The following is a 14,342-nucleotide window of genomic DNA, read 5'->3' as shown; positions in this document are numbered from 1 at the left end:
AATTATTTTAAAACTCCTTTTCTTAATAGCTATACTTAACGATATAACGACTCTTATCTCCTATATACTCTTTTGTTGAATCCTTATCATTATTTGCCGCCAGTGTAGGGTCCATTAAGGACCAATTCTTACCATCAAATTCTATGATGTCATCTACCCAGCCAACATCCTCGATGTAGCAGCTAATCCATGCGTGATATATCTCACCCACATAGCCTACTTCTAATCTCACCGGAATCCGTTGGGAACGCAACATTGCAGACATTAGTGCTGCATAATCAAAACAAATTCCTTTTCCACTTTTTAAAGTTTCATCCACATCCGGTGTATATCCATACGGAACATTTTCTGCCTTTTTCGTATCATATTCTATGTTCTCAATAACATAATTGTAAACATTAGACACTACTTCCAAATCACTGGTACATCCTTCTGCCAGCTTCTGTGCCATCTTCACTGTTTGTGATTCTATGGAAAAGTTCACATAGTAATTTGGATATAAAAATGGGGAAAACTCGTTTGAAATGGTGACATCCTGCTGTTTGGAAAATACGACAGCATATTGATTATTTTCTACTGAAACGGACTCTAACAACACATATTGATATGTGCCATTTCCACCAGAAAGAGAATACACATTATATTGTCCTGTATTTGTAACAGGATATGTGTATTCTATTCCTTCCGGCGTTTTTATCTGAAATTTAACTTTCTCATTTGTTCCTGTATAATTTAACATAATATATCCTTCAGAAACATTAGAAGCATCTATACTAACATTTTCTTCCTGATAAGTTACAGCACCAGTTGCCTCTGGACTTAAAACCACTGGAGTTGCATCTCTTAATTCTTTTTTTTCGCTGCCATTTGTGCTTACATTACTTTTCTTCGATACCTCTTTTTCGTTTGCACAAGAAACAGTAGCTCCCAAAAAAAGTATAAATACTAAAAAAAAGAAACAACGTATGCCCCTATGCCAACCTTTTTTCTTTTGGATGAAATAATGCATAAATGTTCTCCCTTCTTTTTCATTTAAGAAGAACCTTGAACAATGAACCTCTTTTCAAGTATAGCATGCACACAAAATTTACACAAGAATCCTCTATGTTAAATCTGAATTTTGTATTTTCCCGGCTATCAGTTGAAGTACCGTAGCAAACAGCACCATTACTCCTGCTACTATCTTTCCCTGCATCGTCACCATCACAGAAAGAATTTTACCAAGTATCGGTATATTCATTACAACTTTTCCAATAAGCAGTTCATATTTTATGGGCATGGGATCTGCTTTATCATTCGCATCTCCCTTGGTAATGAATTGTCCTGATACTACTTGATTTTTTTCTACTCTATGGGTAATAATTGCCCCACTATCTGAGGCACTGTAAAATGCTATTACATCACCTTCCTGTACTTTTTCTGCTTCTATTTCATCAATGAAAACCAAACTTCCTACCGGAATCGCCGGCTCCATACTTCCACTAATAACGGTATAAACCTGATATCCAAAAATTTTGGGCAAAATCAGCGGTATACATAGCAAAATAATTGCTACAAGAATTGTTCCTCCAACAATATTACAGATTATTGCCCCCACCTTTTTCTTGCTTTTTTGATCCACTCTTGTTTTCCGCCTTGTTATTTTTTTTCTTTTTCTTAAACAGCACTGTTACTAATACCCCTAATGCGGCAATTGCAACCACTCCAATTCCAAGAAATAATAACATATTTTTCATTGTTCTGGGCTTTGCACTTGTATTCTTTATATTGGCTAACGGCGTTTCTTCATCATCTAAATTAACCAATTCTTGTGGAGCCTGCTGTTCCTCGCCTATTTCATTTCTGCCATTATTTTCCCCATTATTTTCCCCATTTTCTTCTGTTCCCGTATTATCTACGCCCATATCATTATCGTTATTATTTCCCCCGTTTGTTGTATTGTTGTTCAACTGTCCCCCAACTGCTTCTGCATTGGTACTATTCGTTCCATTTTCTTCGGTCTGAACAATTGTTTTCTTATAAACAAATGTAAAAACATTATCCGCTTCATTACGACTTAATGTTTTTGTTAAATTATATGCCTGTGGCTGATAATTTTCAATATAGCGAAATGCCACTACCGGTTGATCTCCTACTGTTCCGTAAAATTGTTGACTTTCTGCTAACGTATTTCCTTCCTCATCCTGATAATTTACTGTATAAGATACCATATCTCCTTTTATTCCATATGCCACTACATATTCTTTGTCTGCATCTACACGAAAAGCGGATTCTCCCACAGTACTATTGTCTCGACCACTTTCTCGTATTCCTTTCACATAATATCTGGATGTGTCTTCCATCTTAATATTAGAAGGAGCACTTGCAACCACTATATCCCCCAACTTAAGTCCGGTAATTTTTATTTTTTCTCCGCCTTTTTGTTCTTCCAGTATCTGATAATCAGAACCTGTCAGATGATTATCTACCTGTATTCCTTCTTCTCCCAAAAAAGTTCCTTGTTTTCCGGAATATAATGTTACGGTATAGGTATAGCACTCTTCATTTCCACCTTTTTGTGCAAATACATTCTGTACATTCATAAGAGTGCATATACTACACGCCAGAAGGATTTTTTTCAAAATTTTACATCGTTTCATTTTCTCAGAATCCTCCTATCTCCTATTTGTATCTTTTTCTTTCTTCAAATTGAGTTGCTCTCTGCGAATTCTTATAATAACGGTAATTGTACATATTATACCGGCAAATAATGCTAATAGAGAATAAAATAAAATTCTGGTATTATCGCCTGTCTTGACAAACTTACTAAATGGCAATATTCCTGGAGAAGTATTATCGGTTAATTCCACTGCAAAATTCATTTGCAGTTTTGCCAAAGTATCCTGATACGAATTTCCCTGTGTTTCTCCTTCTAATTTTACTACAAGAATAATTTCTGCTTCACTATCCGCATTTAATTGATCCAGATAGAAAAAATCTTTTAATGAATTGGTTGCCTGATGAAGTCCTTCTCCGCTCTCATTCACTGTTTCACCACCAACTGCTTCGCTGCTATATAAAACCCTGGATGTTCCTTTTTCATCAACATACGTCAATATATATGCATATGCTCCTCCAGCCGTTGTACTATTGGTATCCTCCAGACTTTGCAAAACTTCATTGGACATATACCAATTTGTGGCTTCTTTATATGAATTTTTAAGTTTCAAATGAATATCTATGCTATCGCCTGGTTGAAGCTGACTGATTGCGTCATCAATATCTACATTTTTAAATGTACTCTCCATCTTTTTTCCGTCAAAGGTAACGCTCCAATTATCTCCGCCCGAAAAATTTTCTGCATGCGCTGTTATTGAAACAGACAACACCAGAATCATCGTTGTTACCAAGCTTGCTAATCTCTTTTTCATGCCTCTTTCCTTCCTACTGTACAAGACTCAATGTTCCATTCTCTGTAATCTCTACATCTATTCCCCAGGCACTTTTTATTGCATCTACTGCATTATGCGTCTGTACTGCATCTACTTGTGCATCAATATTAAATTGAACACCATCGTAGTTAAATTTTGTAGTAATTGTGGTTAATCCACCTTCCGTAGTAGTTGTTGTTGTAACCTTTTTTCCAATGGAATCATCTATTTTAAGTGTGTCAGAAAATGGTGCTGTTGTTTCTCCCGGCTTTAAAATATTCGGCCAATATAAAACTGTTCTTTCCTCCGTGGATGCACTTTCATCTATTAACCAGCCGTTCTGTGTTAAGTGAAGTTCAATCAAACTCGGTGCCAATGTAGTTTCCTTGTTTCCATCTGCATTTGTCCAATTTTTTGAAACATATACTCTTACATATTCCTCAATACTTCCACTATTTTTTACTGCAAGTTCTTCCACATAATTTCTTCCAAGAATCAACTTCCCATTGGTCTCTTCCAACATATCCTGCAATAGTGCTCCCTGCGTCTGTTTCCAGTCATTATTACTCTTGGAATAATCTCTACTACTAATATCCTTGGTAGATTGTGCAGATTTTTCTACCAAAGTTACACCGATATCGTAAGTTTCCATCTGCGCTGTATAATTTTCACTATAATAAGTAAGGGCTGCCCTTACGCTGCCTACTGCACTAAAAAGCAATAAAATAAATGCTATCACTGCAAGAAGCAAAGTTCTCTTATTTCCGCTAAAAATACTCTTTCGTTGCTTCATTCTCCTGCATCCCCTTCTCCATTTGCCACACCAATATCCGTTCTTGTATCAACTTTTCTGTTCCAATCTGCGTAGGGATTTCCTGATTCATCGTATAAAACAGGGGTACATTCCTGAATTACAACAATGTCAAAACTTTCCTTTAAATCTTCCGGAACTTCTATTTTTGCCAACAATTCTTTTGTTTCTTCCCCTACTTGCAAAATATCTTTATAATACCAATATCCATCTTCTTTTAACTCCCACCATGGATTATTATTTTCATCTACTTCCTGCGAAAAATTGATAGTATACTGACTTCCACTAAACACCTTAACTCGTACATAACATTCACACTCTCCGGTATTGGAAAGCACAATATGTTTCGTCATATCTTTTACTTTTTCTTCCACTGAAGTACTTGTTCCAAGTGTTATTGTATGTCCTCCTTTTGCTTCTACATATGTCGTAAAATACGCCATAGCTCCTTGAACGCTGCTGCATCCAATCAACACCACAGTTAAAGCTGCAAACCAAAACTTTTTTTGCTTAAATACTTTTTTCAATGTTTCCAGCCTCCTCTACTTGTTGTCTATACTGTTATCTCTTAATTGTGACCACTGCCATCCTTCATCTTCGCTATATTCAAAATGATTCGTCACTCCATATCCAGGTACTAATTCTTCATCATATGTATTGGTGAATTCTACCGTTACAAAATCATCTGCTGCAATTACCACTGTTTTTTCCGGTTCTGTTTCTAGGCGATAACTTGCGCCACTATACACTTCTGTAACTGTTACTGTGGTTCCTGCCGGAATATGCTCCACTAACACTTCTTTACTTCCCGCTTCATCATGTGTAGTAGACACCACATTACTATAAACCGTGTTTCCTTCTGCATCTACTCCTTCAATCTGAAATACAAAACTTACATCTCCGAGAGCTGTATTGTAGGACTTTAGTGTTTTACAGATTTTAATTGCTCCATAACGTGGATTTTGTTCTGGTTTTAAATTGCATATTACATCATAATACCAGCTATCATCTTCCACTTTACCTGTTTGTAAATACAAATTATTTGGCAACATAACTAAGGCTGAACTGAAATGATATTCATGCAAATCTGTAACTGCATCTTCTACCATAACAAGATATAACCCTGTTTTTAACTCTCCTGCGGTTCCCTGTCCGTGTTCTACTGTAATTTCAGCATCCGCAGTTTTCCCCTTTGCTATTGTTTCTGCCTTTTTCATAATCTCTTTCCAATTTTTACTGTCTTGTCCATATTTTTCAAGGTCTAAGCTTTCATATCCTGATACAGATGCACATACCCCATTTTCATCAATTGAGGCAATACGATACACTTTTGCCTCTAATGATACATTTTCCAGTTCTGTACAATACTCACTATTATCTGGTAATTGTAATGTCAAGGAACATTTTTTAGATACCTCCACCTGATTTGCTGCGTATAAATGAGAAAATCGAAAAGCCACTATAGTTAACATCACACCCAATAGTAAGCCTACGACCAGATATCCTTTTTCCTTTTTTACTTTTTTCATTTTTTCTCCCTCCCAGACCTTTTTTCTGATTTTCTATTTCTAATTATTCTTATTCCTAATGCAACTAATACGGATATTGCCACTGCTGTTAATGCATACAGCATATAATAATCTTTCACAGATTGAAGCATGTTGTCACTCATAGTACTGGTCTCATCATCTTCTCCATGATATGCAACACAATGTCCTCGCACTAACAGTCTATGACTATTTACTCCATATGGGGTACAGGTAAATAATGTTACATAATCCTGTCCTTCTTCATTTTTTAGTGCATCCTGTAGTGCCTCGATATCATCTTTTTCTATCATTGGAAATATCTGATCCACTTGATAGGCTAATACCTTATCCAAAATATGGATATAAAATTTATCTCCGCTTTTTAACTGATCAATATCTGTAAATAATTTCGCACTTGGCAGACCACGATGCGCCGCCAGTACACTATGATTTCCCTCTCCTCCAATTGGAAGTCTGGTTCCCATAATATGTCCTGCACCAACCTGTAAAACAGCATCTGATGTTCCATGGTAAATAGGAATCTTTTGTTCTATTTTGGGAATAGATACATACCCCATGATTCCATTATCACCTACATTTAACACTGACCAATATTCGCTTCCTCGCATGTTTTTTTCTTCCTGTGAAAAAACCTCTCCTGAAAATGTGTTTGTTTTTATTTTCTCATTATAATTTTCTGCTTCCTGCCACTGTTTTTCAAAATCTTCTTCCTTCATATCACTAACAACATTTTCATAATCAGCAATAGCTCTACTTTGATGTAATTTATTCCACTGATCTGCAATCGTGGGATACAACATCACGGAGAGACCTATTATAAAAATTATTATAAAAATTACAGTCCACTTATCCTTTTTCATAAACCTCTCCCTAATGTCGTATTATAAAACCAGACTCTTCTACCTGATATATCCTTTACATCAGGTAGAAAGTCTGTTATTATCAGTGCTCAAATTTCATTATTTTTCCTGAGCAGTACGCTTTCTTGAAATCAATATTACTGCTGCACCAATCATTAGAACCGCACCAACGGTATAAAAAATCTTAGTACCAATACCACCGGTAGATGGAAGTTCTGTTCCACTTAAGTTCACAATATTTGTACTTGCTGTACCTTCTGCTAAATTAATTGTGATTTCTGTAATTTCTTTTCCATCTTTATCTACAACAACTAATTTCTTTAACTTTGGATCATTTGAATTGGTATCATATTCTGCCTTTATTGTAAATTCAAAATCATCTGCCTTATTGTATCCAGCCGGTACTGTTGTTTCCACTAATTTATACTGACCTGCATCTAATCCTGCAAATGTAAATTGAGTTACGCCGGTAATTTCATCTTTTACTGCTACATAATCTGCTTTTTTCGCATCATATTTGTATAAAGTAAATCCTGCTCCTTCAAGTGCCTTTCCATCCTTGTCTACTTTGTTTGCAACTAATTTATATGTAAATACAGTTACTTTATCTTCCGGAGTCTCTCCTGTACCATCACCGTATGGGTTATTACTGTATTCCAATTTTGCAGTATTTGGATTTCCTTCATCGCCAATCACTGCATCTTCGTTTAATGTAGCTGTATATTCCACAACAATTTTACTTCCTGCATGTGCCGGAGTAACCTTTAAGTTATCAAATACAACTTTAAATGTTTCACCGTTTTCTAATTCTGCTGCATCTGTTACAACTCTATATCCGTCACTGATTTCTGTTCCATCTACATATACTTTTACATCATTATTAAAAGTAAGTCCCTTTGATAATGTATCGTGGAATGCATAATAATATGTTTCATAATTATCATATTTTGCTTCTACCGTACCTGTTAATTGAAACGGCACCTTATCCCCGATATCATAATCTGCTCCATCCTGCCAATCTGTTACTTCTCCGGTAGAATCATTTTTTTCTTTTACTTTTTTTACTAATTCCGGTTTATCTTCCTTAGTGGTTACATTTATTTCATCATTACCTGCGGTATCTAACATAACCAAAGAATATGTATCTGCATCATTACCTGTTTTTGTTTCTACAATCAGATAATATCCCTGTTCCACACCTGTGAATTTGTCATTGGCTGTTGTATAATCTGCCTCTAAATCTTTCACTTTTCCATACATAGCATCTGCAAACTGACGTGTCTGAGCTGCATCAAAAGAACTAATATAGTCAATAATTTCTCTTTCCTGTGTCTTTCCAGTTACTTCTTTAAGTGCTGATTCATATTTTGCATTTATAGTATATGCAAACTTTCCTTCTCCACCATCTGTAACATTCAGCAATTTATATGCTGCATACTCAGATCCTTGTGCACCTCCACTAATTGTAATGTCTGCTGCAAATGTTGTCATTCCCATTGCTAATACCATAACAAACACTACTAACGTTGCTAATAAACTTTTTTCCTTTTTCATTCTTTTTCTCCTTTTTAATAAGTTATATATTTGATACCTTTTTTCACTATAGTTTTTCTTTTTTCTATATTTCAATCGGTATCCATACAGTAGTGATGCTACCACCATAAGCAGTACACCACCTACAGTATATACATTTGTTCCCATTCCTCCGGTCTTTGGAATTTCCTGCCGGAAGAGACTTTCATTTCTTGCAAGAATGGAAATATCCTTTTCTTTATAATAAGTGAAGGTGTATTCTTCACCAAATGTACTTAACTTTTCTCCTTCTTGCCCTATTCCCAGAAGTTTATATCCTTCTGGCACTTTTTCTTTAATTGTATATTCTGTTCCGTCTTTTAAAACTACCAGCTTACCATCCTTATCTTTCAAATTAGATAATTCTGCATAACCACCCTGACATATGGTAAACTCGCATAATTTTATGTTGGAATGTTCTCCTTTTTGATACAGTTCAAATGTAAATTTCTTGTTTTCATCATATTCCTGTATATTTCCATCTGAATCTACTACCTCTTTTTTTACTACTGGAACTTTCGGAATCATAACTCCTACCTTTGGTGGTTCTGCCTTTAATAAGGTGGTACAACCGTTGGAATGATACTGATATCCAAAACTATTCCATGCAATATCACCCGCTCTGGCTCCTTCCGCTATTTTTCCGTCATACTGTATTACTAATGTCTCATTGGGTGCAAGTTCAAATGCCTCTGACATTTTTACCCTGAATGAGCAATCACCCTTTTCCCACGCTTCATGCCACTGGGTAGAATCTCCCTGGAAATCTTCCTGCGTATAAGATGTTTTTGTGGAAAACTCTATTTTATAATCTTTTTCGTTTACAGCTCTTTGTACTCCTCCACTACTTATTACATAAATGTTAAGTCCACCGGCATATGCAATTGAAAATTCACTTCCACGCTTGTCTTCCTGATTGATAACTCCTGTATCATTTCGCATTGGCATTAAATCAACTATGGTAAATTGTTTGAATGTTTTGCCACTTATATTGCGAATGTTATCTGTGTAGGTAACCATATTTGCATTACCATCATCATCTAATCCTACCGAAATATAATTCTTTTTCTGTGTTCCTTTGGTTGTGTTTGCTTCATTTCCTTTTTCCGTAACACTTTTCCAGGATACAGAAGCATAATCTCCTAAGGCGTTTACTTCTGCCGATGCAGTTACACCAATATATTCTCCCTTATCGTTCTTCTTCAAGTCACCATATTTTGCTCTATTAGCATCAAACTTCTCACTTGGAAGAATTGTTACTGTATTTTTATATACCTGATAGTTCGTCACAAGGTTATTAGTATATACCCGAAGTTTTGCATAGCCCCCTGGCGGAATACTGTATTTTTCCTCTGAAAAGTCAAAGGTAAATGCATTTTCCTCTGAATCATTCTTAATGGTTTTCCAGACCTCCGAGGATACATCGTAAGTATTTAATTTTTTGCCACTGTAATCAAATATTGTCAATTCATATGGAGATTTTATTTTCTTTTCATTTGCCTCCGCTTCGGTAAGCAAATGAAATCCTTCTGTAACCAAATCCTCCACCTGATAATTTTTTAAATCTTTCGTTCCATCATTATGTAACGTAATTTCCCAATGTACCATGGACTCCGGCTGAATATTTGAATTTTCCTCCAACGGCTGTTCCTCTATCTTTCCCGGTATAATATAAGAAACCGCTTCTTTTTCTATTCCGGGTACCGGTAAATTTTCCGGTATAATTGTTACCGATGAAGAAATTATCCTTTTTCCATTTATTATTCCTTCGTCTTTTGATTTTCCATTGTTCTGAATCAAATCATATGGTGTATTTTGGGTATAAATTTCTTCACAATCCTTATATTGTACTGACTTATCTACCAAAAGCTTTGCTGTATTAGTGATAAGTTCTCCTTCTTTCACATCCGGTTTTATCCTGCACAATACTAAAAATGTAATTGCTTGTCCTCCTGAAAGTTCATATCCATCGGAATCTTTTTCAAAGGAAAATGTTACCTTCTTTCCTTCTTGCTTGGATGTAACACTTACTCCCTGTGCAAGTTTGTGCCCGCCATAAAGGTTCAGCCCACTCCAGGCATCTGTGAAAATCTGCGTTGTAAACTGCTCTTTCATATTACGTTTTTCGTTACCGTAATAATCTGCTTTCATTCCGATATATTCCAGACCTTCAGGCAGCTCATCCTCCACAGTATCTACATGTACTGTCTCACTTCCGGTATTTATCACTGTCATGTTATAGATCACATAATTTGTTATATCACTATCATCAATCGGAAACAGTTCCTTATCATACCAATTGGACCACTCTTCGTATCTGTCACTGCTATTTCCAGTGATTTTTCCCTGCTTGATTGCCCAGACACTCTTTTGTAAATCTACACCGCTTCCACTTCCGTAATTGTTATTAATAATTACTTCTGTATCTTTTTGGCCATCAACTTCTACAATAACTCCTGATTTATCGGTAGAATCGGTGACACAATTAGGAGCAAAAGTTCCGTTTACCTTATAAGTTGTGGTCAATACCTTACCCGGAATCGTTGCATTCTCTTCGATTAACGTATAGGTACCCGGTGAAAGATTTTCAAATACATGATGCCATCTTCCATTTCTCCGTGCATTATTAAATTCTCCCAGCTTGACACTCTGGCGTATCTCATTTCCGTCATTATTTTTTCCAATCAAAGTAAATGTAATATTTTTTTGTTCCTCGGTAAGTCCATCTATGTTATACAAAATTTCTCCGTCAAAGTGTTTTTCAATATATATTTCACCTTTCGGTTCACCACCGTACACTGTTACCGATTTACTTATTCCATCTACATATACTGTATTGGTAAATTCTTTTTTTCCTTCTTCCCCTTCCGGTATTGATATCTGAGCCTGATAAGTAATCTTTACTTCTTCTCCCTTACCAAGTTTCCCAATCTTCCATACCAGTATGATGCCTCCATCCCAATTTCTTTTTACCTGGGTCTGCCGTCCATCAATTTCCGTGGAAAAGGTACTGTTCCATGTCTCTATTTTTCCTTCGCTGAAATCTTTCCAGGAAACCTTTCTTGTTGTACCATCGTCTTTTTGTTGTATCAAATCATATCCATATGGAAGCATACCTGCCGGCATCTCATCTACTAATTCTAAATCTTCCTTTTGACTTGGATTCTTTTCGTCATTTTTCATGGTTACAGTATAATCAAACACCGTTCCATCCGGATATACGATACTGGTATCTTGTGCTACCTCCTTATCCACTTTAATTGGATAATCTACTTCACTTTCTTCTGCATCACCAGAATCTGAAGTTGTTACTTCATTTCGAATCACTCTTCCGGATGTTATTTTATCTGTATTCACGGTACACACATATACTAATTTTATTTCTTCATGTGCCTTTAACATTCCTATATTCCAGCTAAGATTCTGTCCATCTTTTGCAAAAGTTACTTCATGCCCATTTGTTAAAAGATTACTTATAGCAACATAGGTACCTGCCTGTGTAATCTGTCTGTTTTCCTTATCAATTACTGCATCAAATTCAACTCCATCCGGTAATGTATCTTTCACCATTTCATCCATTACTGCATCGAAATTCGTATCGTTTTTTACCGTTAGCGTGTATTTGATTTTCTCACCATTGGATACTTTTCCGTCTCCGTTACTGTCTTTTCCCTCTTTTTTTACTTTTATTTCCGCTTTATCATATGTAATTTCCACTTCATTGGAATAATGTTCTTTGTACTGTGCGGTATTTCTAATCACAGAGCCATTCTTAAGTTCCTGCATTTCTTCATCTGTTGCATTTCTCACTGTTACCCAAAAAGAAATTTCATATGTTTTTCCCGGTTGTAATTCCGTTTCATCCGGCACCCAGGAAATTGTATTGGAATTTTTATCATAACTTATTTCCCGAGGCAAATTTCTTATTTGTTCATCTGTCATAGTCAAATACTTAACTAATTGATCTGTTACGGTATAATAATTTCCCTGGTTATCCTTTACCTTAATTGCATTTTCACCGGTATTGGTAATTGATAAAGTATACTGTATGGCATCCCCTGCCTGTACATGTTCTCGATTGGCTGATTTTTCCACAATAAATTCTTCCGGTACAGGAGTAGGCGTTGTGGTAACCTTATCACTTGTCACCGTTCCTTCACTTCCTTTATATGGAACCGGAGTCATTTTTACTTCATTTTCAATTTTATCATGTGCCATCTCCTGTATAGACTTGTCTTTATAACCTTCCTTTAACTCCAGAAGATTTGCATTCATTTTCATTTCTAACGAAATATGTTCCATTTCCGCAGTAAGAACATTTTCACTATTTCTATTGGTATTCGGCACCTGAATTTCATAAACAACTTTATTATTATTTTCTAATTTCAAGCTCTTAATATTAATTTGTTGTTTTTGATTTGTGGGAAAATAAAATATTTTATTTCCGTTTTTGTCTACAATCGCCTCTCCGGAATCATCTACCTTACTTCCCTGTGGGAAAGTAATCCCCTCCGGTAAGGTCAAGGTATCTGTTACATTAACATAATCTGTCCATATCTCACCAAAATTTTCTTTGTTTTGGCTTTCGGCTTCAACTGTATATGTTAATTCTCCCGCTAACTTATTCTTATTGTTTACTAAAATCTGGTTGTTTTTTGCATTATTTACCCATTTTTGTACCGGATTCCATTCATTATTTGCTGTCCAAGTCAATACAACCGGTTCTCCGAATATATCATTTCCGGGACCTTCTAATTTTTGCATCTTTTCTTTGTCTACTTCCAAAGAAAGTGTTTCCTTTTCTCCCATGATTCCATTTTCCGAATTAAACTGTACGGAAAATTCTATGGTTGCACCTGCCGGCTGCTCAAAGCTAATATAATAAATTCCATTTTCTTCTATTAAATGTAATGTTACATTATGCTCTTTATTATTATCATCACGCCATACAACTTCTTTTTTCCCATCGGTTGTAAACCCTGTTATTGTTACACCCTCCGGCAATGCCCCCACCTTTATAAAAACTTCTGCATTTTTTTCCTGCTGATTCGCCTGTGAATAACTAGATACTACTTTTACATATTGTGTTTCTCCCGCCTGCGCATTTCCGCCATTTGTCTGAGCTTCAAAATTTACCACAAGTCTTTCGTTAATATTATCCGTTTCAGAATTGCTCTCACCATTTACTGTTGCTTTTCCAGATTCTTTTTCCTGCAATGCTACCTGAGTCTCCTCATCAGCAGACTGTTCATTCTCCGAAGTACTGTCCGTTTTTCTTAGTAATGCATACCCTAAAACTTCTTCTCCAAAAGCCTTATGTTCCTTTTCTTTTACTGAATAAGTATTATGTTCCTTTTCCCCTTCAATTGTTTGAACATAATACTCGCCTTCACGCTCTTGCACATCTTCTACAATTGCAATTTCTTTTTCCTGATTTCCGCTCTCATCTTCTATCTGCAAAATAACCATTTCGCCTTTTTCAGGCAACATGGTAATAGATGCATCAAAATTAGAAATATACAATTGTTCCTCTTGTAACTTTGCAATCCATTCTTCTATATTTGTTTCCGTTGGAAATACACTTTCCGGTATTCCTGCATAATATAAACTTTCCGAAACCAGTAATGTATTCCACTTATTACAGACATTCTCCTCATTGTCCTGATAGCCTATTTGCATTTTTGCAACAGCAACCAAGTCATTTTCCCACTCGCCTGTAGGTATATATTTTTCACATTCTTGTGTATACTCTTGTCTTGTTTTAAAATCCCCACTACCCTCATAATTTTCTCCATTATATGCCATGCTGGGAATTGTAGCCTGCCCTAACATATTTATTCCTATAATAAAAGCACACACCCTTTGAAATAACCGTGCTTTCTTTTTTCTGTTTTTCCTATCTCTCCAATACAACTGCTTTCCCCTTCCCCTAGTGTAGCCCCAACTTCTTAGTAACCCCTACCAAGAATCATTTTGCTTACTAGATTTATATCTCCATTTTTTAACCACTAAAAAGAACTATAGCAAATCTATTCCCCTTTCTCAAGATTAACCTCGTAAACGTCGACTTAACCCCGTAAACGTCAACATTTGTCTACAGAACGCGGTATTTCCTATTGCACAAAAAAGGCGTTTATTA

The 14,342-nt window shown here is 35.8% G+C and carries 9 protein-coding genes; all 9 read right to left on the bottom strand.

Translation table 11 applies throughout. The annotated features are described in order from the left end of the window. Window positions 1-22: 22 nt before the first annotated feature. A complete protein-coding gene (locus KQI83_RS10115) occupies window positions 23-1,009 on the bottom strand; it encodes a transglutaminase-like domain-containing protein (RefSeq protein WP_216557286.1) in 987 nt (328 codons plus the stop codon). A 93-nt stretch (window positions 1,010-1,102) separates the two neighbouring features. Next, window positions 1,103-1,621, bottom strand: a complete 519-nt coding sequence (locus KQI83_RS10110; protein ID WP_216557283.1) for a signal peptidase I — start codon at window positions 1,619-1,621, stop codon at window positions 1,103-1,105. Then, window positions 1,578-2,639, bottom strand: coding sequence for a MucBP domain-containing protein (locus KQI83_RS10105; RefSeq protein WP_253295581.1), 1,062 nt, complete (start codon window positions 2,637-2,639; stop codon window positions 1,578-1,580). The genes KQI83_RS10110 and KQI83_RS10105 overlap by 44 nt, the downstream gene beginning before the upstream one ends. Window positions 2,640-2,654: 15 nt before the next feature. Beyond that, window positions 2,655-3,410 (bottom strand): hypothetical protein, encoded by a 756-nt coding sequence (locus KQI83_RS10100; protein WP_216557280.1) that lies wholly within the window; start codon window positions 3,408-3,410, stop codon window positions 2,655-2,657. 13 nt (window positions 3,411-3,423) lie between these two features. Continuing rightward, on the bottom strand, window positions 3,424-4,203 hold the full coding sequence (locus KQI83_RS10095; protein WP_216557277.1) for a hypothetical protein: 780 nt from the start codon (window positions 4,201-4,203) through the stop codon (window positions 3,424-3,426). Further along, entirely contained in the window at window positions 4,200-4,748 is a 549-nt protein-coding gene (locus tag KQI83_RS10090) for a hypothetical protein (protein ID WP_216557274.1), read from the bottom strand. The genes KQI83_RS10095 and KQI83_RS10090 overlap by 4 nt, the downstream gene beginning before the upstream one ends. Window positions 4,749-4,763: 15 nt before the next feature. Next, window positions 4,764-5,750, bottom strand: a complete 987-nt coding sequence (locus KQI83_RS10085; RefSeq protein WP_216557272.1) for a DUF5979 domain-containing protein — start codon at window positions 5,748-5,750, stop codon at window positions 4,764-4,766. Beyond that, window positions 5,747-6,631, bottom strand: a complete 885-nt coding sequence (locus KQI83_RS10080) for a class C sortase (protein ID WP_216557269.1) — start codon at window positions 6,629-6,631, stop codon at window positions 5,747-5,749. Before KQI83_RS10080 ends, KQI83_RS10085 begins: the two co-directional genes overlap by 4 nt. Before the next feature lie 99 nt (window positions 6,632-6,730). Further along, the gene (locus tag KQI83_RS10075; RefSeq protein WP_216557266.1) at window positions 6,731-14,035 is read right to left on the bottom strand and encodes an isopeptide-forming domain-containing fimbrial protein; all 7,305 of its coding nucleotides are present in this window, start codon (window positions 14,033-14,035) and stop codon (window positions 6,731-6,733) included. Window positions 14,036-14,342 lie beyond the last annotated feature (307 nt).

Origin of the sequence: Roseburia sp. MSJ-14 (genome assembly GCF_018918225.1) — a bacterium.
Taxonomy (GTDB): Bacteria; Bacillota; Clostridia; order Lachnospirales; family Lachnospiraceae; genus Petralouisia.
Note: the sequence above shows the minus strand (reverse complement) of the source record. Positions and strands in the feature narration are given on the sequence as shown.

What these genes read in the sequence shown, in the direction of transcription:
- KQI83_RS10100 (WP_216557280.1), bottom strand. Translation starts at nt 3,410, where the DNA reads ATGAAAAAGAGATTAGCAAGCTTGGTAACAACGATGATTCTGGTGTTG.
- KQI83_RS10105 (WP_253295581.1), bottom strand. Translation starts at nt 2,639, where the DNA reads ATGAAACGATGTAAAATTTTGAAAAAAATCCTTCTGGCGTGTAGTATA.
- KQI83_RS10095 (WP_216557277.1), bottom strand. Translation starts at nt 4,203, where the DNA reads ATGAAGCAACGAAAGAGTATTTTTAGCGGAAATAAGAGAACTTTGCTT.
- KQI83_RS10115 (WP_216557286.1), bottom strand. Translation starts at nt 1,009, where the DNA reads ATGCATTATTTCATCCAAAAGAAAAAAGGTTGGCATAGGGGCATACGT.
- KQI83_RS10080 (WP_216557269.1), bottom strand. Translation starts at nt 6,631, where the DNA reads ATGAAAAAGGATAAGTGGACTGTAATTTTTATAATAATTTTTATAATA.
- KQI83_RS10085 (WP_216557272.1), bottom strand. Translation starts at nt 5,750, where the DNA reads ATGAAAAAAGTAAAAAAGGAAAAAGGATATCTGGTCGTAGGCTTACTA.
- KQI83_RS10075 (WP_216557266.1), bottom strand. Translation starts at nt 14,035, where the DNA reads ATGTTAGGGCAGGCTACAATTCCCAGCATGGCATATAATGGAGAAAAT.